The organism is Alterinioella sp. B-7 (assembly GCF_056857775.1).
Genome location: NZ_JBSXNT010000020.1, coordinates 86655 through 111002, shown reverse-complemented (window position 1 = coordinate 111002; position 24348 = coordinate 86655). Strand labels below are relative to the sequence as shown.

General features: G+C 66.4%; 28 protein-coding genes. 15 read left to right on the top strand and 13 right to left on the bottom strand.

Going from position 1 to position 24348, the window contains the following annotated elements; translation table 11 throughout:
* Positions 1-96: 96 nt before the first annotated feature.
* Together AC13C7_RS02985 and tgt are read right to left on the bottom strand one after the other, a co-directional pair.
* Positions 97-1194 (bottom strand): alkene reductase, encoded by a 1098-nt coding sequence (locus tag AC13C7_RS02985; RefSeq protein WP_482866553.1) that lies wholly within the window; start codon positions 1192-1194, stop codon positions 97-99.
* A gap of 125 nt (positions 1195-1319) precedes the next feature.
* On the bottom strand, positions 1320-2450 hold the full coding sequence (gene tgt / locus AC13C7_RS02980; RefSeq protein ID WP_482866552.1) for a tRNA guanosine(34) transglycosylase Tgt: 1131 nt from the start codon (positions 2448-2450) through the stop codon (positions 1320-1322).
* Positions 2451-2527: 77 nt separating this feature from the next.
* Between tgt and rimK the strand changes: the two genes are divergently transcribed.
* Positions 2528-3919: a 30S ribosomal protein S6--L-glutamate ligase gene (gene rimK / locus AC13C7_RS02975; RefSeq protein WP_482866551.1), complete on the top strand. Its 1392-nt coding sequence runs from the start codon at positions 2528-2530 to the stop codon at positions 3917-3919.
* On the opposite strand, the gene AC13C7_RS02970 is transcribed toward rimK, so the two are convergent.
* The gene (locus AC13C7_RS02970) at positions 3916-5214 is read right to left on the bottom strand and encodes an MFS transporter (protein ID WP_482866550.1); all 1299 of its coding nucleotides are present in this window, start codon (positions 5212-5214) and stop codon (positions 3916-3918) included. The two genes, rimK and AC13C7_RS02970, sit on opposite strands and share 4 nt — an antisense overlap.
* A gap of 151 nt (positions 5215-5365) precedes the next feature.
* Here AC13C7_RS02970 and AC13C7_RS02965 point away from each other — a divergent pair, with 151 nt between their 5' ends.
* The 5 genes from AC13C7_RS02965 (at position 5366) to AC13C7_RS02945 (ending at position 7946) form a co-directional block, all read left to right on the top strand.
* Positions 5366-5728: an SUF system Fe-S cluster assembly protein gene (locus AC13C7_RS02965; protein WP_172317810.1), complete on the top strand. Its 363-nt coding sequence runs from the start codon at positions 5366-5368 to the stop codon at positions 5726-5728.
* Between the two features lie 112 nt (positions 5729-5840).
* Positions 5841-6491, top strand: a complete 651-nt coding sequence (locus AC13C7_RS02960) for a hypothetical protein (RefSeq protein ID WP_482866549.1) — start codon at positions 5841-5843, stop codon at positions 6489-6491.
* Positions 6485-7186, top strand: coding sequence for a DUF3307 domain-containing protein (locus AC13C7_RS02955; RefSeq protein ID WP_474889858.1), 702 nt, complete (start codon positions 6485-6487; stop codon positions 7184-7186). Before AC13C7_RS02960 ends, AC13C7_RS02955 begins: the two co-directional genes overlap by 7 nt.
* 59 nt (positions 7187-7245) lie before the next feature.
* The gene (locus AC13C7_RS02950) at positions 7246-7626 is read left to right on the top strand and encodes a HesB/IscA family protein (protein WP_446121444.1); all 381 of its coding nucleotides are present in this window, start codon (positions 7246-7248) and stop codon (positions 7624-7626) included.
* A complete protein-coding gene (locus AC13C7_RS02945) occupies positions 7623-7946 on the top strand; it encodes a TfoX/Sxy family protein (RefSeq protein WP_172317802.1) in 324 nt (107 codons plus the stop codon). The genes AC13C7_RS02950 and AC13C7_RS02945 overlap by 4 nt, the downstream gene beginning before the upstream one ends.
* A gap of 101 nt (positions 7947-8047) precedes the next feature.
* Here the strand turns inward: AC13C7_RS02945 and AC13C7_RS02940 are convergent, their stop codons facing one another.
* Entirely contained in the window at positions 8048-8971 is a 924-nt protein-coding gene (locus AC13C7_RS02940) for an isopenicillin N synthase family dioxygenase (RefSeq protein WP_482866548.1), read from the bottom strand.
* 145 nt (positions 8972-9116) lie between these two features.
* On the opposite strand from AC13C7_RS02940, the gene tpiA reads away from it, so the two are divergent.
* A complete protein-coding gene (gene tpiA / locus AC13C7_RS02935; protein WP_482866547.1) occupies positions 9117-9866 on the top strand; it encodes a triose-phosphate isomerase in 750 nt (249 codons plus the stop codon).
* On the opposite strand, the gene AC13C7_RS02930 is transcribed toward tpiA, so the two are convergent.
* Positions 9863-11203, bottom strand: a complete 1341-nt coding sequence (locus AC13C7_RS02930) for a cytochrome P450 (RefSeq protein WP_482866546.1) — start codon at positions 11201-11203, stop codon at positions 9863-9865. The two genes, tpiA and AC13C7_RS02930, sit on opposite strands and share 4 nt — an antisense overlap.
* Entirely contained in the window at positions 11200-12435 is a 1236-nt protein-coding gene (locus AC13C7_RS02925) for a hypothetical protein (protein ID WP_482866545.1), read from the bottom strand. The genes AC13C7_RS02930 and AC13C7_RS02925 overlap by 4 nt, the downstream gene beginning before the upstream one ends.
* Before the next feature lie 258 nt (positions 12436-12693).
* Between AC13C7_RS02925 and AC13C7_RS02920 the strand changes: the two genes are divergently transcribed.
* From AC13C7_RS02920 to AC13C7_RS02895, 6 genes are all read left to right on the top strand, one after another.
* Positions 12694-12921 carry a sulfurtransferase TusA family protein gene (locus AC13C7_RS02920; protein WP_172317794.1) on the top strand — a complete coding sequence of 76 codons (228 nt, stop codon included), beginning with the start codon at positions 12694-12696 and terminating at the stop codon, positions 12919-12921.
* Positions 12922-13114: 193 nt separating this feature from the next.
* Positions 13115-14764, top strand: a complete 1650-nt coding sequence (locus tag AC13C7_RS02915; protein WP_482866544.1) for an MFS transporter — start codon at positions 13115-13117, stop codon at positions 14762-14764.
* A gap of 127 nt (positions 14765-14891) precedes the next feature.
* The gene (locus tag AC13C7_RS02910) at positions 14892-15395 is read left to right on the top strand and encodes a hypothetical protein (protein ID WP_482866543.1); all 504 of its coding nucleotides are present in this window, start codon (positions 14892-14894) and stop codon (positions 15393-15395) included.
* A complete protein-coding gene (locus AC13C7_RS02905; protein ID WP_446249157.1) occupies positions 15392-15781 on the top strand; it encodes a phage holin family protein in 390 nt (129 codons plus the stop codon). The genes AC13C7_RS02910 and AC13C7_RS02905 overlap by 4 nt, the downstream gene beginning before the upstream one ends.
* Complete coding sequence (locus AC13C7_RS02900) at positions 15774-16589, top strand: DUF3618 domain-containing protein (protein ID WP_446168903.1); 816 nt, start codon at positions 15774-15776, stop codon at positions 16587-16589. Before AC13C7_RS02905 ends, AC13C7_RS02900 begins: the two co-directional genes overlap by 8 nt.
* Positions 16590-16646: 57 nt before the next feature.
* The gene (locus AC13C7_RS02895) at positions 16647-17069 is read left to right on the top strand and encodes a PRC-barrel domain-containing protein (protein ID WP_482866542.1); all 423 of its coding nucleotides are present in this window, start codon (positions 16647-16649) and stop codon (positions 17067-17069) included.
* Between the two features lie 63 nt (positions 17070-17132).
* Here AC13C7_RS02895 and AC13C7_RS02890 read toward each other — a convergent pair whose 3' ends face one another.
* The gene (locus tag AC13C7_RS02890) at positions 17133-17333 is read right to left on the bottom strand and encodes a CsbD family protein (protein WP_172317786.1); all 201 of its coding nucleotides are present in this window, start codon (positions 17331-17333) and stop codon (positions 17133-17135) included.
* Positions 17334-17459: 126 nt separating this feature from the next.
* Here AC13C7_RS02890 and AC13C7_RS02885 point away from each other — a divergent pair, with 126 nt between their 5' ends.
* Positions 17460-18515 (top strand): AI-2E family transporter, encoded by a 1056-nt coding sequence (locus tag AC13C7_RS02885; RefSeq protein ID WP_482866541.1) that lies wholly within the window; start codon positions 17460-17462, stop codon positions 18513-18515.
* Between the two features lie 69 nt (positions 18516-18584).
* Here AC13C7_RS02885 and AC13C7_RS02880 read toward each other — a convergent pair whose 3' ends face one another.
* Genes AC13C7_RS02880 through AC13C7_RS02865 form a run of 4 tightly spaced genes read right to left on the bottom strand, consistent with a single transcriptional unit; the run spans position 18585 to position 22588 of the window.
* A complete protein-coding gene (locus tag AC13C7_RS02880; protein ID WP_482866540.1) occupies positions 18585-20135 on the bottom strand; it encodes a phospholipase D-like domain-containing protein in 1551 nt (516 codons plus the stop codon).
* Position 20136: 1 nt separating this feature from the next.
* Positions 20137-21870: a sensor histidine kinase gene (locus AC13C7_RS02875; RefSeq protein ID WP_482866539.1), complete on the bottom strand. Its 1734-nt coding sequence runs from the start codon at positions 21868-21870 to the stop codon at positions 20137-20139.
* Positions 21870-22427 (bottom strand): RNA polymerase sigma factor, encoded by a 558-nt coding sequence (locus AC13C7_RS02870; RefSeq protein ID WP_474888362.1) that lies wholly within the window; start codon positions 22425-22427, stop codon positions 21870-21872. The genes AC13C7_RS02875 and AC13C7_RS02870 overlap by 1 nt, the downstream gene beginning before the upstream one ends.
* Positions 22424-22588 (bottom strand): NepR family anti-sigma factor, encoded by a 165-nt coding sequence (locus AC13C7_RS02865; protein WP_172317776.1) that lies wholly within the window; start codon positions 22586-22588, stop codon positions 22424-22426. Before AC13C7_RS02865 ends, AC13C7_RS02870 begins: the two co-directional genes overlap by 4 nt.
* A gap of 107 nt (positions 22589-22695) precedes the next feature.
* Here AC13C7_RS02865 and AC13C7_RS02860 point away from each other — a divergent pair, with 107 nt between their 5' ends.
* Positions 22696-23508, top strand: a complete 813-nt coding sequence (locus AC13C7_RS02860; RefSeq protein ID WP_482866538.1) for a response regulator — start codon at positions 22696-22698, stop codon at positions 23506-23508.
* A 131-nt stretch (positions 23509-23639) separates the two neighbouring features.
* On the opposite strand, the gene AC13C7_RS02855 is transcribed toward AC13C7_RS02860, so the two are convergent.
* Together AC13C7_RS02855 and AC13C7_RS02850 are read right to left on the bottom strand one after the other, a co-directional pair.
* Positions 23640-23810, bottom strand: coding sequence for a DUF1328 domain-containing protein (locus AC13C7_RS02855; RefSeq protein WP_446121417.1), 171 nt, complete (start codon positions 23808-23810; stop codon positions 23640-23642).
* Positions 23811-23924: 114 nt separating this feature from the next.
* A complete protein-coding gene (locus AC13C7_RS02850; protein ID WP_172317770.1) occupies positions 23925-24284 on the bottom strand; it encodes a hypothetical protein in 360 nt (119 codons plus the stop codon).
* Between the last annotated feature and the right edge of the window lie 64 nt (positions 24285-24348).

Below are 24348 nucleotides of genomic sequence, written 5' to 3'. Positions count from 1 at the left end.
GCACTTCGCCGCCGCGCGGGGCAAGGCGCGATCTGCTCTCTTGATGAATGATGGGGGCGCGCGCCATGGCCGCAGGCGCGCGCCCGACCCTGGCCTTCAGGCGGCCGCACTGTGGTCCAGCGTCGGATAATCGGTGAAGCCCTCGCGCCCGCCGCCGTAATAGGTGTCGCGGTCGCCCTCGTTCAGGGGGGCGTCGCGGCGCAGGCGTTCGACCAGGTCGGGATTGGCGATGAAGGGCCGCCCGAAGGCCACAAGGTCGGCCTCGCCCGTGGCCGTCGCACGCAGCGCCATGTCGCGGTCATAGCCGTTATTGGCCATGTAGGGGCCGTCGAACAGGATGCGCAGCGCACCGATGCTCTGCCCCTCCTCCAATTCGCGGCTGCCGCCGGTCGCGCCTTCGATCATGTGCAGATAGGCCAGGCCATAGCGGTTCAGCCCCGGCACGACATGGGCAAACAGCGCCATCGGATTGCTGTCTGAGATGCCGTTGGCGGGCGAGAACGGCGACAGGCGCAGGCCGACACGGCCCCCGCCCCAGACCTCGGTGATCGCGTCGAGCACCTCGAACAGCAGCCGCGCCCGGTTCTCGACCGATCCGCCATAGGCATCCTCGCGCGTGTTCGCGCCGTCCTTCAGGAACTGGTCCAGCAGGTAGCCGTTCGCGCCATGCAACTCGACCCCGTCGAACCCGGCCTTTTGCGCCTGTTCGGCGGCGTGGCGATAATCGGCGACGATGCGCGGCATCTCGTCCAGCGCCAGCGCGCGGGGGGTCGAGGTCTCCTCGAACCCGTCTTGCGTGAAGGTCTGGACCCCGGCGGCAATGGCCGAGGGCGCGACGGGGGATTGCCCGCCCGGTTGCAACGAGACATGGCTGATCCGGCCCACATGCCAAAGCTGCACGACGATCTTGCCGCCTGACTCATGCACCGCATCCGTCACCTTGCGCCAGGCCGCGACCTGCGCGTCGCTATGGATACCGGGGGTCTGGAAATAGCCCTTGCCCTCGGGCGAGATCTGCGTCGCCTCGGTCACGATCAGCCCCGCGCCCGCGCGCTGGCTGTAGTAGTCGACATGAATCTGCCCGACCTCGCCGGTGTCGTTATCGGCCCGGTTCCGGGTCAGCGGGGCCATGACGATGCGGTTGGACAGGTCCAGATCGCCCGCGGTGAAGGGGCTGAACAGCGCCTCGGTCATGATGGTGTCTCCTTGGTGTGGGGTCTCGTCTCTGCACCCCACCTAGGCGCGGGGCGGGGCCGCCTCAATGACACGGGCGCGCGCGGCCAGACCTGCGCAGATGCACAGGGTGCGGGTGTTGACCCTCAGAGAGGCTCGACATCCCCCTCGGCGCGGTCCCGATGAAACCGCGTCTCGAACCCCGCGAAGTCATCCGCCGCAATCGCCGCCCGCATCTCGGCCATGAGCTCCTGATAATAATGCAGGTTGTGCCAGGTCAGCAGCATCGAGGAGATGATCTCCTGGCTGCGGAACACATGGTGCAGATAGGCGCGGGAATAGCCCGTGCAGGCGGGGCATGTGCAGGCTTCATCCAGCGGGCGCGGGTCGTCGGCGTGGCGGGCGTTCTTGATGTTGAGTTGCCCCCGGCGGGTCCAGACCTGCCCGGTGCGGCCCGAGCGCGAGGGCAGCACGCAATCCATCATGTCGATGCCGCGCTTGACGGCGCCGACGATATCGTCGGGCTTGCCCACCCCCATCAGGTAGCGCGGCTTGTCTTGCGGAAGCATGTCGGGCGCATAGTCGAGGCAGTCGAACATCGCCGCCTGCCCCTCGCCCACGGCGAGGCCGCCGACCGCGTAGCCCTCGAACCCGATTTCGCGCAGCGCCTCGGCGCTTTGCTGCCGCAGGTCGCGTTCCAGCCCGCCCTGCTGGATACCGAAGAGGGCGTGCCCGGGCCGGTCGCCAAACGCCTCTCGGCTGCGCCTGGCCCATCGCATCGACAATTCCATGCTCTCCGCGATCCGGCTGCGGTCGGCGGGCAGCGCGGGGCATTCGTCGAAACACATCACGATATCCGAGCCAAGCAGACGCTGGATCTCCATCGAGCGTTCGGGGCTGAGCATGTGTTTCGAGCCGTCGATATGCGAGCGGAACTGCACGCCCTCCTCGGTTAGCTTGCGCAGTTCCGCGAGGCTCATCACCTGGAACCCGCCGCTATCGGTCAGGATGGGGCCCTGCCAGTTCATGAAGCGGTGCAGGCCGCCCAACCGGTCGATCCGCTCCGCCGTCGGGCGCAGCATCAGGTGATAGGTGTTGCCAAGCAGGATATCGGCCCCGGTCGCCGCCACGCTTTCGGGCAGCATCGCCTTCACTGTCGCCGCCGTGCCCACCGGCATGAAGGCAGGCGTTCTGATGTCGCCCCGCGGCGTGCGGATCACCCCGGCGCGGGCGCGGCCGGAGGTGGCGTTGAGGGAAAACGAAAAGGGGGCTGTCATATCCGGGGCCGTGTCCTGTTAGGGTCGGCCCCGTTCATAGGCGATTCTGCCGCGATGAAAAGAGAGGGACCCTTTGGATGGATGATCAGACCGACAGCTTGCGCCTGGGGTGGGAAGAATGGGTGGGGTTGCCGGGGCTCGGGCTGCCCGCGCTCAAGGCCAAGGTCGATACCGGGGCCAAGACCTCGGCGCTGCATGCCTTCGATATCGAGACCTTCGGTCCGGCCTCCAAACCGCGCGTCCGTTTTGCCGTTCACCCCGTGCCGGGGCGCACCGACATCACCATCGCCTGTTCCGCCCCGGTCAAGGACCGGCGCGAGGTGACATCGTCGAATGGCGAGACCGAACAGCGCTTTGTCATCGAGACCGACCTCGCCATCGGGTCCAGCCGCGAAAAGGTCGAGGTCACGCTGACCGACCGCACCACCATGGCCTACCGGATGCTTTTGGGCCGCCAGGCGATCCAGCCCGATTGGGTGATCACGCCCGCCGAGAGCTTCTGCCAGCCGGAACTGGATTACGACGTTTATCACAGCGCCGCGGTCAAGGCCGCCGCCCCCAACCGGGCGCTGCGCATCGCGGTGTTGAGCCGCGAGAACAACTACTCCACCCGCCGCCTGGTCAGCGAGGGCGAGGAACGCGGCCACACCATCGAGGTGATCGACACCACCCGCTGCTACATGGCGATCAACGCGCTGGCCCCCGAGATCCACTATGACGGCAAGCGCCTGCCGCGCTATGACGCCGTGATCCCGCGCATCGGCGCCAGCGTCACCGCCTATGGCACTGCCGTGCTGCGCCAGTTCGAGACGCTCGGCACCTATTGCGTGAACGGCAGCGCAGGCATCACCGCCAGCCGCGACAAGCTGCACGCGCATCAGCTTCTGGCGCGCCACAAGATCGGGATGCCGCGCACCGCCTTCGCCGCCAGCCCCAAGGATACCGACAACCTGGTCGGCCTGGTCGGCACCGCGCCCCTGATCGTGAAGCTGCTGGAATCGACGCAAGGCAAGGGCGTGGTGCTGGCCGAGACCAAGAAGGCCGCGCAATCGGTGATCGACGCGTTTCGGGGCCTGCGGGCCAATTTCCTGGTGCAGGATTTCGTCAAGGAGGCGGCGGGCGAGGATGTGCGCTGCCTGGTGATCGGCGGCAAGGTGGTGGCGGCGATGAAGCGCACCGCGGCGGGCGACGATTTCCGGTCGAACCTGCATCGCGGCGGCTCGGCGGTGACGGTGCGCATCACCAAGGAGGAACGCGAGGCGGCGCTGCGCTCGGCCAAGGTGTTCGGGCTCGGTATCGCGGGGGTGGACCTTCTGCGCGGATCGGAGGGGCCCAAGGTGCTGGAGGTCAATTCCTCGCCCGGTTTCCAGGGCATCGAGGAGGCCACCGGCAAGAACATCGCAGGGCACCTCTATGACGCGATCGAGAAGAAGGTGCGCCCGACGCCGGCGCGCAAGCGGAAGGGCTAACGCCGCTCCTCGGAGACCGTGTCCGGATGGGGGTCGCCTGCTGCATCCGCTTCGGCCACGGCCTCCTCCTCGCTGGCGCCGAGCGAGGCGGTCTCGGGTGTCGAAATGCCCATCGTGGGACGCACCTGGAAGGCCGATTTCTCCTCCTCGGCCACCGCGTCGCGCACCGAGATGCGCCAGACGGCAAAGCCGATCAGGACGACATGCGCGGCCAGCGTCGTGGCAAACAAACCCGTTCCGCCAAGCCGTGCCATGCCGACCCCCGCAACAAGCGGCCCGATGATCGCGCCAAGCCCGTAGACCACCAGCAGCCCGCCCGAGGTCTGGATATAGGAGCCCTCGGGCGCGTGGTCATTCGCATGCGCCGCGATCACCGGATACATCGAGAAGATCGCCCCGCCGAGGATCGCGGCGAGGATCAGGTTGAGCATGCGGTTTTCCGGCGTCAGGAGGATGAAGGCCAGGTCGGCCAGCGCCGCGACCACCGCGATACCCACCAGCACCTTGCGCCGGTCGATCCGGTCCGAGAGATACCCCACCGGGATCTGCGCCGCGGCCCCCGCCAGGATCGGCAGGCTGGTGAACAGTGCCACCGTGGTCAGCACCAGCCCGATCCGGTCGGCATAGACCGCGGCCAGCGTGCCGAAGGCGCTGTTGGAGACGCCAATGAGTGCCACGCCCATCACCGCGACGGGCGAATTGCGCCACAGGCTGCGCAAATCCAGCCGCACCGAGACCAGCGGGCGCGGCGTGGCCGAGGAACTGAGCGCCGTCGGCACCAGCGACAGGCAGTAGAAGATCGCGGCCAGCACGAAGAAGAGAAACCCGGTCGTGTCGCCAAGCGTCAGCGACATCTGCCCGGCGGTCGAGGCCCCGAGCGTGACCATCGTGTAGATGCCGTAGACCTTCCCGCGCGAGGCCGGTTCGGTGCGCTCGTTCAGCCAGCTTTCGACGATCATCGCGGCGCCTGCAAAGCAGAACCCCGACAGCGCGCGCAGGGGAATCCAGGCCGTGGGCGTGATGAAGATGAGCGACAGCAGCATCGCCACCGCCGCGAAGGCCGCCATCACCCCGAAGGCGCGGATATGGCCCGCAAGCGCCACCAGACGCGGCGTGGCGACGCAGCCGGAGATATAGCCAAGCGCCCATCCGGTGCCCAGAAGGCCAAGCGAAAAGGCGGAAAACCCCTCGGCCGAGCCGCGCACCGGCAGGATCAAGCCATTGATGCCGCCCGCAAAAAGCAAAAGCGCCGTGCCCAGGAGAAGGGCAGAGATGGGCAGAAGCTGACGTGTCATACCGGGGGCGCTCGCGTGGTTTCCTGGGGCCGACCCTAGCGGCGCGGGTCACGCCACCACAAGGGGATTTCGCCCGCGCCCCCCTGCCCCACTGGACGGCCTGCGCCATATTCCCTATATCTTTGGTCAAGTAATCAATGGACCGATACGCATGACCCAGAGCCAAGAGCAGCTTGAAGGCGCCCCCCTGATCAAACCCTCCTCGACGGAGCATCCGCTTTATGATCGCATCATCGAGGCCTGCCGCACCGTCTATGACCCCGAGATCCCGGTGAATATCTACGATCTCGGCCTGGTCTACACGGTCGAGATCAGCGATGAAAACGAGGTCGAAATCCTGATGACCCTGACCGCGCCGGGCTGCCCCGTGGCGGGCGAGATGCCCGGATGGCTGGCCGATGCGGTGGAGCCTGTCGACGGGGTCAAGACGGTGAATGTCGAGATCACCTGGGATCCGCCCTGGGGCATGGAGATGATGTCCGACGAGGCGCGGCTTGAGCTCGGGTTCATGTGAGGCGGTCAAGCCTTTTGGGTTGATTTTGGTAATTTAAAGCTATTTAGGTTGATTTTTGGATTTCAAGCCTTTTGGGTTGATTTCTTGAATATCAAGCTATACGGCTTGATATATGGACGACCAACTTCATAACGCTGCCGTCCTGACCGGCGACTTGGTCGACTCGTCCAAGGCAGGACAGGCCGCGACCGATCTGGCCTTGGACTCCATCCGGAGCACCCTCTCGCGCGTTGAATCGTGGTTCGGCAATGGACCCGGTTACTTCACCCGAATGCGTGGCGACGGCTGGCAATTCATTGTTCACAATCCGCTCTACACCCTGCGGGCATCGCTTCTCGTTTTTGCAGAACTCGGATCCGACAGGGATCTGCCACAGACGCGGATATCCATCGGGCTTGATGGCGTGACGGCTCTCGACCGGTCCAATCTATCGGCCTCTTCCGGCCCGGCTTTCATCAATTCAGGTCAGACGCTCGATGCCATGACGAAGGCAGATCGTTTTGCCATCGCGGGCATAACTGCCACTGTGCTTCACCGCGCGGTCGTTGCTCTGGTCGAAGAACAGATCGGTCACTGGACCCCCGAACAGGCAGAGGCTGTCGCTCTCTACCTCACTCCTGAGGATCCGACCCTCAAAGACATTGGCCAGACTCTCGGCATATCGACGCAAGCCGCCCATTCCCGCGTGACTGGTGCCGGAGGTCAAGCGCTGAGACAAGCCGTCAAATACTGGGAAGACCAGAGGGATCTCGTTCCATGCTAGACACCATCGCCGCCCTCCTCCTCGCCCATGCCCTGGCCGATTTCGTGTTTCAATCCAGGTGGATGGTAGAGAACAAGCATGACATGCCGCCGCTTCTGGCGCATACGGCCATCGTCTTCGCCCTCAGCCTTGCAGCGCTTGGCGGCGCGTTCTGGCCCGCGCTGCTGGTCGCCCTTCTGCATTTGCAGATCGACTTCGCCAAGGCCCGGCTCGGCGGCCAGAGCCTTGGCCCCTTCCTGGCCGATCAGGCCGCGCATGGGGTCGCGATCCTGGTCACGGCGCTGCTCTTCCCTCTCGCGGTTGCACGCGGGCTCTGGCCCGCCATCCACCCGGACGCGGGACAGGCCATGGCGCTTCTGGCGGGGCTGATCCTGGCCACACGGATGGGGCAATTCCTGGTCGGCAAGCTGATGGCGCCCTATGCCGATGCGATCCACGAGGAGGACGGGCTGCCCGATGGCGGCGCCCTCATCGGCCTTCTGGAACGCGGGCTGACTTTCATTTTCGTGCTGGCGGGGCAGACCACCGGGGTCGGCCTGTTGATCGCGGCCAAGTCCTTCCTGCGCGTCGGCACCGCCAATGAAAGCCGCAAGATGGCGGAATATGTCATCATCGGCACGCTGGCCTCGATCGGATGGGCCCTCCTTGTGGCCTATGGCGCGCAATGGCTGATCGCGCGCCTCGCGGATGGTTGAGAAACCGCGCCGCGGGCCTTACATTGGGGCTAACCACGCGAAACCAAGGACCACCCCCCATGTTCGGTATCCCCGGAAAACAGGCCGTCACCATGACCCCGCGCGCCGCGAAACAGATCGCGCGGCTGATGGAGAGGAACGGCACCACCGGCTTGCGCATCGGCGTCAAGAAGGGCGGCTGTGCGGGCATGGAATACACCATGGACGAAGCCACCGGGATCGACCCCAATGACGAAGTGGTCGAACAGGACGGGGCCCGCGTGATGATCGCGCCGATGGCGCAGATGTTCCTGTTCGGCACCGAGATCGACCACGAGGTCGGCCTGCTGGAATCGGGCTTCAAGTTCCGCAACCCCAATGTCTCGGATGCCTGCGGCTGCGGCGAATCCATCAAGTTCAAGGATGTCGAGGAGTTGGCCGCCGAACGCGGGCGGGAATGAGCCTCTCGGAGGAAGAGATCGCCCATGCGCGCGACCTCTTCGCAGGGCTTGGGGCCATTTCGGTGCGCAAGATGTTCGGGGGTGCCGGGTTCTATCACCGCGACACGATCTTCGCGGTGATGCTGTCGGATGGACGGCTGATGCTGAAGGGCAAGGGCGCGTTCATCGAGGTGCTGGAGGCCGAGGGCTGCACCCACTGGACCTACACGCGCGACAATGGCCCGTCAGGCTCGATGCCCTATTGGTCCCTGCCCGATGCCGCGCAGGACGACCCGGAGCTTGCCAGCGATTGGGCGCGCCGGGCGCTGGAGCATCTCTAGAGCACGTTGCATTCATTCACATTCACGCAGGCGCCCTCTAGCCCTTTGATCCCGCATGTCCGAGGGGCTCAAAACCGGTTCCCACTTTTGAGCGACATGCTCTAACCCGTCTTCATATGCAGATAGGTCTCCTCGAACCGCCGGGTCAGGTGGTCGCCTGCCAGGATCACGTCGCCTGAGCCGATCGGGGCGACATTCGCCTCGAAATTCGGATTGAAGAAGAGCGGGATCGAGATCCGCTCGTCTTTCGTGCCACGCACCCGGTGCGGCGTCGCCTTGACGCGGCCGCCTGTCCACATCTCCAGCATCTCGCCGAAATTCACCACGTAATCGCCGATGGGGGCCTGCACAGCGGCCCATGTGCCGTCGCGCAACTGCACCTCCAGCCCCGGCGCGCCGTCCGTGGCCAGAAGCGTCAGGCAGCCGTAATCGGTATGCGCGGCGATGCCGAAATCCTTGTCGCCGGCCCAGGTCGGCCGCGCCGGGTAGTAATTGCCGCGCAATAGCGCCATGGGCCGGGTGAACTTGTCATCGAAGAAATCGGCGGGCTCTCCGATAGCCTTGGCGATGGCCGCCAGAAGCCGCAGCGAAAACGCGGTGGATTTCTGGTAATAGGCCTGAACCGTGGGGCGAAACCCCGCCGGGGACGTGGGCCAGAGGTTGGGCGCATAGACCGCCAGATCGGACAGGCTGTCGCCCGGCGGCAACTCATAGCCGCAATCGAACACCTCCTTGTAATCGGGGTTGGCGGCGGGATCGACCTGTTCGGACAGCGACGCCCCCCACCCGCGATTGGCCCCGGTGCGGGCCATGTCGATCTGCGCTTTCTGCGGCTCGGGCTGCGAGAAAAACGCGCGGTAAGCGGCGATAAGATCGGCCAGCTCGGTCCCCGAGATGGGCGTATCGCAGAGCGTGAAGAACCCCACTTCCGTCGCGGCGCGGGCCAGTGCGTGCAATTCGTGCGCGTGGTCGGAGTGGTCCGCATCGACAAGGGCTGCGGCGTTGAGGCGGGGAATGGCGGTCATCGGCGTTGATCCTGATCGGGGCGGAACCTGCCCGCTATATGAGACGTTGGAGCGGGCCATGCAATGCCGCCCGCCCCTTCCCGAGGGGCGGCATTCGCGATATGCCTCAAGGCCATACCCAAAAACGGACGAGGAGCCCGCCCGGATGCCCAGAAAACTCGCCGCCGGAAACTGGAAGATGAACGGATGCAGCCCCGATCTGACGGAGGCACGGCGCTTGCGCGAGGCTTGCCCCGACCCATCCGCCGGCGTGCTGATCTGCCCGCCCGCGACGCTGCTGTCGCGGCTCTCCGACCTGTTGCAGGACAGCCCCATCGCCACCGGCGGGCAGGATTGCCACGCCAATGGCAATGGTGCCCATACCGGTGACATCGCCGCCGGAATGCTGGCCGATGCCGGGGCGGCCTATGTCATCCTGGGCCATTCCGAACGCCGCACCGATCACGCAGAAAGCAACGATACCGTCCGCGCCAAGGCCGAGGCCGCGATTGCGGCGGGGCTGACCACCATCATCTGCGTCGGCGAGACCAAGGCCGAGCGCGAGGCGGGCGACACGCTGAAGGTCATCGCCGCACAACTGGCCGGATCGCTGCCCGATGGGGTCACGGCGGAGAACACCGTCATCGCGTATGAGCCCGTCTGGGCCATTGGCACCGGTCTGGTCCCCACCATCGACGAGATCGACGAGACGCATGAGTTCATCCGCACCCATCTGGATGCGCGGTTCGAATCCGATACCGGCGAGGAGATCAGCCTGCTCTATGGCGGCTCGGTCAAGGGCTCGAACGCGGCCGAGATCTTCGCGGTGGAGGATGTGAACGGCGCGCTGGTCGGGGGGGCCTCGCTGAAATGCGACGATTTCCTGCCGATCATCCGGGCGCTTGAGGCCAGCTAACGCGGGCTGACGCGCAGGTGAATCCCGTCCCGCGCGCGCACCGTCAGATGCGCGACGGGAACCGGGGTCTTGCCCGCCACGGCCTCGAAGCGGAAGCGTTTCAGCAGCATCGACAGCAAAAGCGGCCCCTCGACCATGGCAAACCCCGCGCCGGTGCAGACACGCGGGCCAGCCGAGAACGGCATATAGGCGCGGCGCATGCAGTCGCGCCCGCCCTCGGTCTGCCAGCGGGCGGGGTCGAACCCGTCGGGATTGTCCCATATCCTCGTGTGCCGATGCAGGTGCCAGGGCGACAGCACCACCTGCGCGCCGGATTTCACGTCACGGCCCCGGAAGGTTTCGGGGCAGGTCGTCTCGCGCACCATCATCGGCACCGGCGGATAGAGCCGCAGCGCCTCGCGGAACACGTCGCGGCTGAGTTTCAGCTTTGACATCACCTTGAAATCGCAGCTGTCCAGCGCGCCCGCCTCCTCGGCCAGCCGCGCCTGCCAGTCGGGGTGCGTCGCCACCAGATAGAGCGTCCAGGCCAGCGCCGAGGCACTGGTCTCGTGCCCCGCAAGGAAAAAGATCGCCACCTGGTCGACCATCTCGGCGGTGGTGAACGTCTCGCCCGTTGCCGGGTCCGGCGTGGTCATGATCTTGGTCGCCAGATCATCGGGCGCGGTGCCCGCCGCGATCTCGGCCATCCGCACCTCGGTCAGCCGCGTGATGAGGTCGCGGATCGACCGCGCCGTGGCCTTTGTGCGCCGCCTGTGCCCGCGCGGCAGGAACCGGGGCAGAGGCAGGAAGGCCGCGATGTTCAGCAAGGGCTGCGTGCGCTGGTAGTCGCGGAACTGGGCAAACACCTGCGCCGCGATCTCATGCTCGATGGGGATCGAGAAGAGCGTGCGGAATATCACATCCGCCGCGGCATGGCTCATCTCGGCCTCGACCTCGACCTCGCCCGGTCCGATCCGGTCACAGGCCGCCTGCCCCGCCGCCCACATCGCCGGGAAGGTGTCGCGCAGGCGGCCGCCTTCAAAGGCGGGATCGATGATGCGGCGCTGGCGTTTCCAGGTCTCGCCATTGGTCAGGAAGACCGAGTCGCCAAGCAGTGGCCGCAAACCTTCGCCGATGCGGTCGGATTTGGGGAAATCGTCGGGGCGTTCCTTGAGCACCAGATCGACCAGCGGCGGATCGTTCACCATGTAGCTGCGGAAGAACGGCGTGCGGAACTCGGCCATCCAGGCCCGGTAGAGCCGCGCGGGTTGCGCCGAGAGAATATCCTGCCGGAAGAGCCGCAGATAGCGCAGGAGGGACACGCGGTCGGGGCGGGCGTCGGGCTTGGGCGGGGTCATTGCGTGGCGGTGTAGCGGTTGATCGCGCGGGTGATGCGGGATTTCGACGGCTGCCGCCCCGCGAACCGCGCCGCAAGTGTCTTGGGCCCTGCGGTGATCTGGAAATAGTCGTAGTCCCCGGGCCGATCAAACGCGTTGAGATACTGGAAATGCAACTCGAACAGCCGCCAGCGCAGCGCCTTCCAGCGCGCAGGCGTCAGCGTCTGGGTGAAGGCCGCCGAGATCACCAGCGGCCAGCGCTTGCCTTGGTCAGGCGCCACCCCCGACACGGCCACCGGATCACAGAGCGCGAAGGTGCAGCCATCGCCCGGTGCGGTCACATCCACCCAGGTCAGCCCCTCCTGCTGGCACAGATAGGCCAGGTCGGCGCGCAGCCGGGTCGCTTTCGGCAGAAACGACACCATCGGCACCACCTGCCCGAGCGTCAGGAAAGACAGGGCCGGCCCCGCCACCGGCAGCCGCCCGGCCCGCATCAGATCGGCCAGCACGTTGACGCCCATCTGCGCGCCGGAGCTGTGGCCGACGATCAGCACCTCGTCGGCACCCGAGGCCATGGCGTCCAGCACGCGGGCCTTGAACGCCTCCAGCCGTGCCTCCAGCGCGGGCGGGTTGGCGCCGCGATGCCTGGCGGTAAAGGCGTAGTCATGCATCAGGTAATAGGCCAGCACCTTGCCGTCATGGCGCTTGAAGAGGGCCAGCACCCCCCAGACCGCCAAGGCCCCCGGCACCAGCCCCGCCACGGTCAGCGGCACACCGATCAGCGCCGCGCCAAGCCATGAGGTCAGCGCCGCGACGCCCGCGCCCACGGCCAGCGCGATCAGCAACTGCCCGAGCAGGAAGATCACCGGGTAGAGCGCCGCGATCACCGGCCCCTTGCGCAGGCGAAAGAGGCGGAACAGAGCGCCGGTGCCGATATAGACCCAGGCGGTGCGGAGAAGTTGCAGATAGGTCGCGGCAATGCCGTGCGACATGCTGTCCTTGACGATATCGGACCAGACCAGCACCTCGATATCCGCCTGGGTTTTCGCGCCGCCAGTCTCGGCCTCGACATGCCAGCCGAACGGGCCTTCCGTCCGCTGTTTCGACAAGGTGATCTCATAGCCCGATATCCGCGCCTGTTCCGCCGCGCCGCGCCGATACCTCTCGCGGTATTTGCGCGCCGGGACCGGATCGAAGCCCGGAATATACAGCACCCGGCGCTGGCGCACGCGGGTCTCGGTCCTGGCACTCATCTCATAGCTCTGCCCATCCATGCCGCCACTCTAGCGGAGAATCTGGGCGAGCCTATGGCGAATCCTCCGATCACGTCCATCGCCCGCAGGAAGGAAAACCCCGGCCCGGCGGCCAAGGCGCCAAGCGGCACCGCTGCGCGTGAGATCGCATCATCCGACCGTGCGATCAAAGACCTGGCGGGCCGGGCCCCGAAGGCCAGACCCACACGCTCACATTCGCGTGGACAAAGCGCCGCCTGCCCCCTACATCCCCGCCCCATGGATGCGGACCTGACCATCGACGCCCTGGGCCTTCTGTGCCCCCTGCCCGTTCTGCGTCTGCGCAAGCGGATGCAGGCGCTTGCCCCCGGCCAGGTCGCCTGCCTGCTGGCCGATGATCCCGCCGCCGCCGTGGACGTGCCGCATTTCTGCGCCGAGCAGGGCCATGCCTTTCTGGGCGAGGCCCCGCACGGCCCCGCCACGGCCTATTTCATCCGCAAGACCTGATCATCTTCTCGGTCTAAACACTCAAATTCCACGCCTGACCCGCACGCAGCGAGCAGGGTTCCGCACCCCCTTTTTTGTCATGTCAGCCCGTTACGATCTGGTCTACCTTGGAGCAAACGCCCGACACATCCCCCTTTCGGTGACCCTCGGTCCGGCTGGCCCCCCGTGACGTCCCGCCCATAGGAGACCCGTCTTGCACGCCCCGCCGCCCTCGCCCTTTTCGGTGCCGATCTTCCGCGCCATCTGGCTGGCGTCGATGTCGTCGAATTTCGGCGGGCTGGTGCAGGCGGTGGGGGCGTCCTGGCTGATGACGTCGCTGTCGGGCTCGGCGCAGGACGTGGCGCTTGTGCAGGCCTCGACCGCGCTGCCGATCATGCTGTTTTCGCTCATGGCGGGCGCGATTGCCGACAACCTGGACCGCCGCCGCGTGATGATCTTCGCGCAGGTCTACATGCTGATCGTCTCGGCGATGCTGGCGGTCTTTGCCTGGCAGGGCTGGCTGTCGCCCTGGGGTCTTCTGGCCTTCACCTTCGCCATCGGCTGCGGCAACGCCTTCAACAACCCGGCCTGGCAGGCGTCGGTGGGTGACATGGTCCCGCGTGAGGCGCTGCCGGGGGCGGTGGCGCTCAACTCGATGGGGTTCAATTTGGCGCGCTCGGTGGGGCCTGCCATCGGCGGCGCGATCGTGGCCGTGGGGGGCGCTGCGGCGGCGTTCCTGACCAACGCGCTGAGCTATATCGCGCTGATCGCGGTCCTGTTGCGCTGGAGCCCCGAGGTCAAGCCCCGCAGCCTGCCGCGCGAGCGCATCGACCTCGCCATGCAGGCGGGGCTGCGCTATGTCGCGATGTCGCCCCGGATCCGCGTCGTGCTGGCGCGCGGCACCCTGTTCGGGCTGGCCGCGACCGCCCTGCCCGCGCTGATGCCCGTTGTCGCGCGCGACCTGATCGACGGCGGCCCGCTGACCTATGGCATCATGCTTGGCGGGTTCGGCGTGGGGGCCGTTGCGGGGGCGCTGTCCACCGTGCGCCTGCGCGCGCGGATGAGCACCGAGACCCTCATCCGCATCGCCTCGGCCGCGCTGGTCGTGGGCGCCGTGGGCACCGGGCTCAGCCGCACCATGTGGCTTACCGTGCCTGCGCTGATGGTGGCGGGGGCGGGATGGGTCTGGGCGCTCTCGACCTTCAATGTCACCGTGCAGCTTCTGACGCCGCGATGGGTGGTGGGGCGCGCGCTGTCGCTCTACCAGATGGCGACCTTCGGCGGCATGACCGTGGGGGCCTGGATCATCGGCACCATCGCGGAAACCTCCAGCGCGACCGCCGCGCTGATGATCGCCGCTGCCGTGCAGGCCCTTGGCGGGATCGTCGGGCTGGCCCTGCCCCTGCCCGGCAGCGGCCATGAGGATCTGGACCCGCTCGGCCGCTTCACCGAGCCCGAGACCGCGCTGAGGATCACCAACCGCTCCGGGCCCATCGTGATCACCCGCGAACACCGCATTGCCGAAGCCAACGTTCCCGCCTTCATCCTGGCGATGAACGAACGCCGCCGCATCTGCCGCCGGGACGGCGCGCGGCGCTGGTCGCTCCTGCGCGACCTGGCCGAGCCGGACCGCTGGATCGAGCGCTACCACATGGCGACCTGGCTGGACTATATCCGCGACACGCACAGGCGCACGCAGGCCGACCTGGACAACCTCGAACAGATCGTCGCCCTGCAACGCGAAGGCCACAGCATCGTCGTGCATCGGTTGATCGAGCGCCCGACAGGATCCTCGACCGTGGCCGGAACACCGGGCGAGCGCGGCATCGGCGATGCGATGACCGACCCGACGCGCGCGAACTGAGCCGCCCCCCTTTCTTCGCAGGCACCTGCCGGGAACAATCCCGCCTCTCGCCCGTTGACCTCCAAGACCAATCGCGGGCGCGTCAGGGAACGCCTCCCGCCTCATCGCCATCCGAAGGAGGACAGACATGACCACATCGACCTCGCCCATTGAAAAAGGCGCCGAAAAGGCCAAATCCACCGCCCGCGCCGCGAAAACGCGCGCCAAGGACGCGGTGGCCGAAACACGGGAGGCCGCCCGCGATGCCGCCACCGAGGCCCGGGCCCGCGCCGCCGACGGGGCGGATGCCGCCAAGGACAGCGTCGCCGACGCGATCGACAGCACCGCCGACCGACTGGACGAGGCCGCGTCGAACATGACCGACGACTCGCCCCAGGCCAACACCACCGCGCGGGTCGCGGGCAGCGTCTCCCATGCCGCGCAATCCTTGCGTGATGCCGATTTCGCCACGCTCGGCGAGGATCTCGGCGACCTTGCCCGCCGTCACCCGATGGCCGTGGCCGGCGCCGCGGCCATTGCGGGCTTCGCGCTTGGCCGGTTCCTGAAATCCTCCTCCCCGCAACGGCGCAGCACCCGCTCGGATGTGACCCCGCATCACATTCCCGATGCCTCCCACCGGGGGCGTGCATGAGCGGGAACGGCCAAAACGCGTCGGCGATCTCGACCGTCCTCGAGCATCTGCACAGCCTGATCCGCAAGGAAATGGCGCTGATCCGGGCCGAGATCGCCGAGAAGCTGAACCGCGCCGCCGTGGCAGTTGCCGTTCTGACCGTCGCGGTGATCGCGGTTCTGACCGGGCTCAACGTGCTGGCGGGTGCGCTGGTGGCACTTCTGGTCGACCAGGGGCTGACCGCCGGTTGGGCCGCGCTTGTGGTGGCGGGCGGTTTCGTCCTGGCTGCCGCCATTCTCTGCGCCGTCGGCGTGCGGATGCTGAAATCCATCTCGCTCATGCCCACCGAAACCATTTCCGCGCTCAAACGCGATGCGCGCACCCTCAAGGAGAGTTTCCATGATTGATGACGATCCGACTCCATCCGATCTCGAAGCCGAAATCGCCGCCGAACGCAGCGCGCTGGCCGAGAGCCTGAGCGACCTGACCCGGCAATTGTCGCCGGAAAACCTGGTCGCCTCGATCGGCGACACCTTGCGCGACCAAAGCGAGGATCTGGCCCATGCGGTCGTCAAGGGCGTGCGCGAAAACCCGGTGGCCCTGGGGCTGATGGGGGCGGGTCTGGCCTGGCTGATGCTTGGCAACAAGGTCACGGGCGACGGCGATCCGCGCCCTGCCTCGCGCCCCGCCGAACCGGGCCGCGTCGAGAAAACCCGCCGCTTCCTCTCGGACAGCGCCGCCGAGATGCGCGACACGATCTACGAAGGCACCTCGGAGCTCAGCGACATCGCCCGCGACCGGGTCATCCAGGCCCGCGAAAAGGCGATTGCGGCGCAGGAGAAGATCGAGGCCGCCAGCCACCGCGCGCTGCGGCGTGGGCACAGCTTCTACGAGGAAAACCCCCTGATCGTCGCGGTCGGACTGGCCGCCGCCGGGGCCGCATTGGCCGCCGCCCTGCCCCGCACCGAGGCTGAAAACCGGGCTTTCGGGGCACGGCGCGATGCTCTGGTCGAAGAAGCCGAGCGAATCTGGTATGATGAGGTCGCCCGCGCCAAGGCCGCGGGCCGGGCCGCCCTGGACGAGATGCGCGTGATGGCCGACGAGGCCGTCGAGGACATCCCTTCGGGCGAGGAGGCCGTGGACCTGGCCGAGGAGAAACTGCGCGACGCGGGCGAACGCATCAGAAGCCGCGCCGCCGACGCACACGCAAAATGAACGACCGCCCGCGATGGGGCAATCCTGTCGCGGGCCGTTGAAGAAAACGGAGGCCCCATGCAGACCCTCGCTGCCACGATGGTCCTGAGCGCCGCGTTCGCAATTTATGAAACGGATGGTTCTTCCGGCGGACCGATCGAGATCGGCGGCGAGGAAAGACCCCCCGCACCGGTGATCCAGCGCGAGGGCTATGTGTCGTTGGACCTGACGGGGGTTCAGCCCGACGCCCTGATCGGCGAACGCGTCTACGATCTTCAGGATATATGGGTCGGCGACGTGCGCACCATCCTCGCGGATCCGTCGAACGGGATCGCCGCGCTGGTGATCGAGGTCGGCGGGTTCCTCGGCATCGGCGAGCGTCCTGTTGCCGTCGCCCTCGATGACCTGACATTCCTGCGAGAGGAACAAACCGGCAATCTGCGGATCTATCTGCACCTGTCCGATGAGGCGCTGGACGCCCTGCCCGATTACGCCGAGTGACGGACAGGAAAACGCCCCGGACCATAAGGACCGGGGCGCGCATTTTCTGAAACGTCCTGAGCATCAGGGCTGTTTGCTGAGCCAGCTATCCACCTCGTCGCGGGCGGCCTCCTTGCTCTTGCCGTATTTCTGCTGGATCAGGCCCTCCAGCTGCTGCCGGTCGCCGGCGGCCTTGTCCAGCTCATCGTCGGTCAACTCGCCCCATTGCTCCTGGGCCTTGCCCTTCATCTGCTTCCATTGTCCTTGCACTTGATCCCAGTTCATGACTGTTCTCCTCTCTTTTGGATGTATCGTCGTTTCACAGCGGACAAACGCCCGCCTCGCGGGGACAGTTCCAGCCCTGCGGAACATTCTTTCAAGCGGCGGAGTTGTGGCTGGGAAGGAGCCTCCATGCCCGCAACGCCCCCTGTCCGGATCGCGATCTGGATCCTGACAATCATCGCCGCCTTCACGGTCCTGAAGCTTGCCGCGCCCCTTTTCGCGCCGATCCTGCTGGCGCTGGTGCTCGGCGTCGTTCTGTCGCCCTTTGCCGGACGCATCGACCGCCTCGGCGCCCCGCCCGCGCTATCCGCCCTGCTGACGTTGCTGGCCGGACTTTGCGCCGTGGCCCTGCTGATCATCGCGCTTGAGCCGGTCCTGTCGGGCGTCATCCGCCGCGCGCCGGTGATCTGGAACGAGCTGCGCGAGATCATCACCTCGGTGCAGGCGGCACTGCGCGGCCTGGACGATGTCGGCGACCAGGTGACTGACGCGCTGAACGGCCCCGAGGAGGGCGACCCCGCCGCCGCAGTGGCGGGTCGCGGCGATGACACGGAAGGCGAGGGCATGCGGATGCCCCGGATCTCCGAGGCGATCCTCTACGCACCGGGCTATGCCGCGCGGCTGATGATCTTCGTCGGCACGCTCTACTTCTTCCTGCTGTCGCGGCGCGAGGTCTATGACTGGATCAGCACCTCGAACTTCGCGGCGGGCACCGAGGAGATGCTGGAGGCCGAACACGAGGTGTCGCGCTATTTCCTGACCATCACCCTGATCAACGCCAGCTTCGGCGCCCTGCTTGCAGGCGCGCTGTGGCTGCTCGGGATGCCCTATGCGGTGCTGTGGGGCTTCATGTCCTTCCTGGGCAATTTCATCCTTTATCTCGGACCGGCGGCCTTCGCGCTGTCGATGCTTCTGGGCGGGGTCGTGGCCTTCGAGGGCCCGATCAGCTTTGCGCCGGTGGCGATCTATGTCGGGCTGAACCTGATCGAGAGCCAGTTCGTCACCCCAAGCCTGATCGGTCGTCAGATGGCGGTCAGCCCGCTTCTGGTGTTCCTGTCGCTGGTCTTCTGGCTGTGGCTGTGGGGGCCTGTGGGCGGTATCATCGCCATTCCGCTGCTGGTCTGGGGCCTTGCGCTCTACAAGCGCAGCGCGCGGTATCAGCGGGCGGTCGAGGCCAGGTCTTAGAGCGCGCCGCGTTCATTCTCATTCGCGCAGGCGCCCTCCAACCTTTTGATGCCGCATGTCCGATGAGCTTCAAACCAACTCCTCGGGCAGGCCCGGCAGGTTGCGCCCGAAGCGGCGCGCGGGCGCGACCGGGTAGCGCATGACGAACCCCTCCCGGTCCTCGGGGTCGCGTTCCGCGTTGCGGTCGGCCAGCGCGGCCCATGCGGCAATGGCGGTCTCATCGGTGAAATAGGCGTCCTCCGCATCCTCGGGCAGCCAATGCGCAAAGCAGCGGTGCCGCAGATGCTGCACCGTCTCGGCCTCGGTCAGGGTCACGCCTGCCTCGGTATCCCATCGCAGGCTGCGCCCGTTCAGGTTGGCCGAGGAGACGATCGCGGCGTCATGGTCGAAGATCGCCACTTTCGCATGCAGGTAGACCAGCGGCGCCTCCTCCAGGCTGGCGCGGCCCTTGTGCCCGGCATGTTTCGGCTGGCCCGGTGCCATGACGAAGGCGCGGTCGCCAAACGCCTTCGAGACGATGTGGACGCATTTGGCCTGAAGATACTCGCCATAGCGGGCATCGCCCTCCTTGGCGTTGTCATAGGCCACATCCTCGGGCGCGCCGGGCAGGACAAGCAGCAGGCGCAGGTCGGGGGTGTCCCGCGCCGCGCGGGCCAGGGCGCGGGCCACGGGCAGGCTGCGGAAGAACTGCGTTTCCAGGTAGATCAGGCGGCGGGCCTTGCGGGCGCGGGCGATATGGGCGTCCTCCAGCCCCTTCTCGATCGTCTTCGGCGACACGCGGAAGCGCCCGGTATACCTGTGCCGGGTCGAGATCGTGCGCAGCAGGTGGCGCATTTCGGGTGGCTCCTGCCGCGCATTGGCGACAGACAGCAGCGTGTCGAGATGCGCCTGCGCCTCGCGCGCTGCTGGCCCCTCGATCAGCAGTTGCGTGTCATGCCAGGTGTCGCGGCCCGGACGGTCGTGATCGGGCGTGTCATAGCGGCGCTCATTCAGGTCGATCCCGCCGATGAACAGCCTCTCCCGGTCGAACACGGCCAGTTTCTGATGGTGCGAGGCCGGGATCAGCGGCGCGACCGGCCAGGTCCGGGGGCGCAGATGCGGATGCTCGCCCGCCAGATGCGGTTTCAGCCCCGGCATATGGGCCAATTGATCCTCGGCCTCGCGGGCCTCCAACCCGTTCAGCCGCCTGGCCTCGTCGCGCAGCTTGGCCGCGATCTTGGGCCAGAAGGCCAAGCGCATCCCGAGACCCACCCGCGCCGGGTGCATGGCCGGGATGACCGACAGCAGATCGGGCCGCCCCGAAGCCTCGCCCGCCGCCATCAGGCTGGCCGTCGCGCGCCAGGTCTCGCGGTGCATCGAGGGCCGCACGACGGGGTCGAAATCGGCCAGGATCAGGCGGAAGGACACGCCGCGCGCCAGCGTGTGGCCGATCAGGTCGGCCCAGGTCCGGCCCACCTCACGGCCCCGCCCACGCAGCCTGGTGCGGATGTCGAACACCCGGAACCCGGCCGAGATTTCGGACCGCGCCTCAAGAAACAGCGCCTCCAGCGCCGGGTAGGCCTCGGCCGCGGTCAGGTAGATCTCCGCGGCGTCCCTCGTCTTGCGATCCGCCCCGGCCATGTCAGTGATCCGCCGGGTCGGACATGAACTCCTCGAGCTTGAAGGTCACCACGACATCATAGAGATCGTCCGTCTGCGTGATCTGGACCTCGCCGCCCACCTGCGCGGCGAAGGCGCGGATCAGTTGCGCGCCCAACCCCGTGCTGTCATCCGTTTCGGTCGTCCCCCCGACGCTGTTGCGGCAGGTCAGCCGCGCGATCCCCGGTTCGATCAGGGACAGCGTGGCGCGGATCGTGGGCCGCCCGCCGCCGTCGCTGCCGGCATATTTCAGCGCGTTGGTGGCCAGTTCCGAGGCCAGCAGCGCCAGCGGCACGGCCTGGTCGGGAAACAGGATCACATCGTCGAAATCGCCGCGATAGTCGATATTGCTGCCCGCCTCGGCCCCCGACGAGATCAGTTGGCCGAACAGGTCCGACAACAGCCGACCGGCATTGGACCGGCTCAGGTTCTCGGTCTGGTAGAGGTTGCGATGCACGGTCGAGAGGCCCATGATACGTTCCTGCAACCGCTTCAGCACGGCGATGGTTTCAGGCTGGCTGGCGCGGCGGATCTTCATGTTCATGATCGAGGAGATCAGTTGCAGGTTGTTCTTGACCCGGTGATGCACCTCCTTCAGCAGCACGTTCTTCTCGCGCAGCGCGTCCTCCATCCGGGCCTCGTCATCCAGAAGGGAATAGGCCATGTCGGTGAAGGCCCGGTTCAGATCCTCGAACTCGCTGGATTGTCCGCGCGTGCGCGGGATCGGGTCGAAGCTCCGGTTGCGGGCAAAGGCGTTCATCCGGCCGCGCAATGCCGCGACATGGCGCACCGCCAGCCGGTCCACCGCGAAATAGGCCACCGCGACACTGGCCAGGAACATCAGCAGCGGAAAAAGCGCCGGGCTGTAATTGATCCCGAACAGGCTGGCATGCGGCTGCTCCGATGGCCAGGCGGCGAGGCTGTAGATCAGATCCGGGATGACAGGCATCAAGACAAAGGTCCGGTTCTGCCCGAACTGGTCCCGCGCGGCGAAGGTATCGGCCCCGCCCCCGAACAGCAGCGCAAGCGGCACCTGGTCGGGCATCGAGGCCAGGGCATCGCTGCGCTGGCTGGATTCGGTCAGGATGCTGCCCTGCGCGTTGAAGGTGATCAGGCTGGAGGGGCGGCGCGCGGCGTCGGCATCGGGCTGATCCATGACCAGCCGCTCGGGCACGGAAATCGAGACATAGCCCACGAAATCGCCGGCCTCATAGATCGGGTGCTGGATATTCAGGACGCTTTCGGTGCTGACCTGGGGGTTGGCGATGGCCATGGCGCGCGGCTCGATCGTGGCCATCCATCCATCCAGGCGTTCGTCCTGGGACAGGTCCAGCGTGGCCGGAGCCGACGAGCACGAGATCACCCCACCGGGCGGCAGAAAGCCGATGAAGCTGTAGCGCCCCGTCGCCTCCAGGTAATCGCTGAGGTAGCGGCGGCAGCTTTCCGGCTCGTCCCGGATCTCCAGCAGGACGGAGCTGAGCGCCTCGGCCGCGCCGAAGGCCCGTTCGATCACCTGGCGTTCGCCGAACGAGGCCCGGTCGGTCAGCGCCTGCAGCGTCAGCTCGGTCCGGATCCGAACCTCCTGCGACAGGTCGCGCGTCTGCAAGATGCCCACCACGCCGATGGGCAGAAGCGCCAGCGCCAGGACGGCGGCCACGCGAAACCGCAGGCCCCGCGAGATCGGGCCCCGCGGCGCAAGCTCGTCCCCGTCCTGCATCAGAAGGCGGTCGCCTTGTTGGCCGAGACCACCGCCATGGTCGCCGAATCGGTCAGTTCCATCGCTTCATCCTCACCCAGATGCATCAACTCGGCCAGACGCTTGCGGCCCCTGTTCGCCCGGCTCTTGATGGTGCCGACGGCGACATGGCACATCTCGGCGGCCTCCTCGTAGGAAAAGCCCGAGGCGCCCACCAGGATCAGCGTCTCGCGCTGTTCATCGGGCAATTGTTCGAACGCGCGGCGGAAATCGGCAAGCTGCAAATGCCCGTCATGGGCCGGTTTCTCGGACATGTTCTCGGAGAAGGCGCCATCGACATCGGCCACCTCGCGCTTGATCTTGCGGCGGCTGGAATAATAGGTGTTGCGCAGGATCGTGAACAGCCAGGCCCGCATGTTGGTTCCGGCCTTGTATTTCTCGATATTCGTCCAGGCCTTGACCACGGTGTCCTGCACCATGTCATCGGCGGTCGCGCCATTGCGCGTCAGGCTGAGGGCAAAGGCCCGCAGGGCCGGCAGATGTTCCACCAGCTCATCCCTCGGATCCGCTTTGCTCATTTCCGGCCACCCGACCCTTTCTTGCCGTCCTGTTCCTTCAGTTGCGACAGCAGGTCCTTGAACCGGTCAGGCAGCTCCTCCTGGACCTTCTCCTGAAACACGCGGCGCAGGTTCTCGTCGATCTGCTGCCGCGTGCGCGCGTTTGGTTCCTTGTTTGTCATCAGCTCGACTACTACCATATTATGAGGTCCGGATACATTTTGTTCGGAACCAAACGTGCCATCAAGGGTTCGGTTCCGAAGAAAGTCGCGATTTTGGGGAAAAATACATGACGGCAGAAACGACAGATCAGGATTTCACGACGCAGATCGGGGCCACGCTGCCCTATCTGCGGCGCTACGCGCGGGCGCTGACCGGCGATCAGACCAGCGGCGACACCTATGCCGCCGCCACGCTGGAGGCGATCCTGAGCGACCGAGACATCCTGGATAGCGGCATGGCGGTGAAGCCCGCCCTCTTCAAGGTGCTGCATTCGATCTGGCAAAGCAGCAAGTCGGACGCGGTCGGCCCGCGCGACGGGCTGGAGGGGGCTGCACAGCGGCACATGGCCAAGCTGACCGACAATACCCGCGAGGCGCTGCTGCTGCACACGATCGAGGAATTTCCCTTTACCGACGTTGCCGCGATCATGGGAATCGACCAGGACGAGGCCGAGGAGCTGGTCTCGATCGCGCATCGCGAAATGGCCGACAGCATCGCGGGCCGGGTCCTGATCATCGAGGACGAGCCGGTGATCGCCATGGATATCGAGAACCTGGTCGCCGATCTGGGTCACCGGATCACCGGCATCGCGCGCACCCGCGCCGAGGCGGTGGAAAAAGGTGCCGCCGACAAGCCCGACCTGATCCTGGCCGATATCCGGCTGGCCGACAATTCCTCGGGCATCGACGCGGTCAACGACCTGCTGACCCAGTTCGGCGAATTGCCGGTGATCTTCATCACCGCCTACCCCGAACGCCTGCTGACCGGCGACCGGCCCGAACCGGCCTTCCTGATCTCCAAGCCCTATACCGAGGACCAGGTCAGATCGGCCGTCAGCCAGGCGATGTTCTTTTCGACCACTGCGACGCTCAAGGTCTGACACCGGGGGTGTGCGCTCGGTCGACCGAGCGCATTTTGCGGCCCGTCGACGGGCTCGCACCCGCGCCCCGAACCAGAACAGGCGGCCCGCACGGGCCGCCTGTCGTCGTTCAAACCGTGCCGTCCCTGCCGTCAGGGCGCGCGTCCGCGCAAGGCCCGTGCGACCAACGCGACGATGAACAGCACGATGAAGACAAAGAACAGGATCTGCGCGATCCCGGCGGAAGCAGAGGCGATGCCGCCAAAGCCGAACACACCGGCAATGATGGCGACGACAAAGAAAATAAGAGCCCAATAGAGCATGAGATATCCTTTCAGCGTTTCCTTTCAGGTCCACCTTCCCGGTGGTCGGTCATGCCTGAAAAACGCCCCCGATGCGCAATTGGTTCCCGCCGAAAAGGGCCGCAAGCGCCGGGATCATTCCGCGTCCGGTCTGGGGTTCCTGAAGATCGCCTGGATCGCATCATTGGTGAAGGGCGCGGCGATGTCGGTCTCATGCCGTGCGGTCCGGCCCGAGCGGTCCGCGGGCGCGCCGATCCGGACAAGATGGGCACCGTGATTGTCCACAAGGTCCAAAAGCGCGGCATCCTCGGACTGCGCCGCGCTGCCGTTCAGGAAGACCATGTCCACGCGCAGGCCCGACTGCATTTCGGTCAGCGCCTGCTGCACGTCCGGGACCGCGATCACCGTGACACGCTCCAGCGTCTCACGCAGGATCTGGGACAGGTCCTCGCAGACGAACAGATCGGATTCGACGATGATGATTCGGGCAGCCATGCGGAGTGATTCCAAACTTCGGACAAAAACCGAGTCTGGAACTTTCCGCGTCCCCGCGCATTAA

Coding starts and splice junctions, on each gene's coding strand:
- AC13C7_RS02985 (WP_482866553.1), bottom strand. CDS start 1,194: ATGACCGAGGCGCTGTTCAGCCCCTTCACCGCGGGCGATCTGGACCTG.
- tgt (WP_482866552.1), bottom strand. CDS start 2,450: ATGACAGCCCCCTTTTCGTTTTCCCTCAACGCCACCTCCGGCCGCGCC.
- rimK (WP_482866551.1), top strand. CDS start 2,528: ATGGATGATCAGACCGACAGCTTGCGCCTGGGGTGGGAAGAATGGGTG.
- AC13C7_RS02970 (WP_482866550.1), bottom strand. CDS start 5,214: ATGACACGTCAGCTTCTGCCCATCTCTGCCCTTCTCCTGGGCACGGCG.
- AC13C7_RS02965 (WP_172317810.1), top strand. CDS start 5,366: ATGACCCAGAGCCAAGAGCAGCTTGAAGGCGCCCCCCTGATCAAACCC.
- AC13C7_RS02960 (WP_482866549.1), top strand. CDS start 5,841: ATGGACGACCAACTTCATAACGCTGCCGTCCTGACCGGCGACTTGGTC.
- AC13C7_RS02955 (WP_474889858.1), top strand. CDS start 6,485: ATGCTAGACACCATCGCCGCCCTCCTCCTCGCCCATGCCCTGGCCGAT.
- AC13C7_RS02950 (WP_446121444.1), top strand. CDS start 7,246: ATGTTCGGTATCCCCGGAAAACAGGCCGTCACCATGACCCCGCGCGCC.
- AC13C7_RS02945 (WP_172317802.1), top strand. CDS start 7,623: ATGAGCCTCTCGGAGGAAGAGATCGCCCATGCGCGCGACCTCTTCGCA.
- AC13C7_RS02940 (WP_482866548.1), bottom strand. CDS start 8,971: ATGACCGCCATTCCCCGCCTCAACGCCGCAGCCCTTGTCGATGCGGAC.
- tpiA (WP_482866547.1), top strand. CDS start 9,117: ATGCCCAGAAAACTCGCCGCCGGAAACTGGAAGATGAACGGATGCAGC.
- AC13C7_RS02930 (WP_482866546.1), bottom strand. CDS start 11,203: ATGACCCCGCCCAAGCCCGACGCCCGCCCCGACCGCGTGTCCCTCCTG.
- AC13C7_RS02925 (WP_482866545.1), bottom strand. CDS start 12,435: ATGAGTGCCAGGACCGAGACCCGCGTGCGCCAGCGCCGGGTGCTGTAT.
- AC13C7_RS02920 (WP_172317794.1), top strand. CDS start 12,694: ATGGATGCGGACCTGACCATCGACGCCCTGGGCCTTCTGTGCCCCCTG.
- AC13C7_RS02910 (WP_482866543.1), top strand. CDS start 14,892: ATGACCACATCGACCTCGCCCATTGAAAAAGGCGCCGAAAAGGCCAAA.
- AC13C7_RS02905 (WP_446249157.1), top strand. CDS start 15,392: ATGAGCGGGAACGGCCAAAACGCGTCGGCGATCTCGACCGTCCTCGAG.
- AC13C7_RS02900 (WP_446168903.1), top strand. CDS start 15,774: ATGATTGATGACGATCCGACTCCATCCGATCTCGAAGCCGAAATCGCC.
- AC13C7_RS02895 (WP_482866542.1), top strand. CDS start 16,647: ATGCAGACCCTCGCTGCCACGATGGTCCTGAGCGCCGCGTTCGCAATT.
- AC13C7_RS02890 (WP_172317786.1), bottom strand. CDS start 17,333: ATGAACTGGGATCAAGTGCAAGGACAATGGAAGCAGATGAAGGGCAAG.
- AC13C7_RS02885 (WP_482866541.1), top strand. CDS start 17,460: ATGCCCGCAACGCCCCCTGTCCGGATCGCGATCTGGATCCTGACAATC.
- AC13C7_RS02880 (WP_482866540.1), bottom strand. CDS start 20,135: ATGGCCGGGGCGGATCGCAAGACGAGGGACGCCGCGGAGATCTACCTG.
- AC13C7_RS02875 (WP_482866539.1), bottom strand. CDS start 21,870: ATGCAGGACGGGGACGAGCTTGCGCCGCGGGGCCCGATCTCGCGGGGC.
- AC13C7_RS02870 (WP_474888362.1), bottom strand. CDS start 22,427: ATGAGCAAAGCGGATCCGAGGGATGAGCTGGTGGAACATCTGCCGGCC.
- AC13C7_RS02865 (WP_172317776.1), bottom strand. CDS start 22,588: ATGACAAACAAGGAACCAAACGCGCGCACGCGGCAGCAGATCGACGAG.
- AC13C7_RS02860 (WP_482866538.1), top strand. CDS start 22,696: ATGACGGCAGAAACGACAGATCAGGATTTCACGACGCAGATCGGGGCC.
- AC13C7_RS02855 (WP_446121417.1), bottom strand. CDS start 23,810: ATGCTCTATTGGGCTCTTATTTTCTTTGTCGTCGCCATCATTGCCGGT.
- AC13C7_RS02850 (WP_172317770.1), bottom strand. CDS start 24,284: ATGGCTGCCCGAATCATCATCGTCGAATCCGATCTGTTCGTCTGCGAG.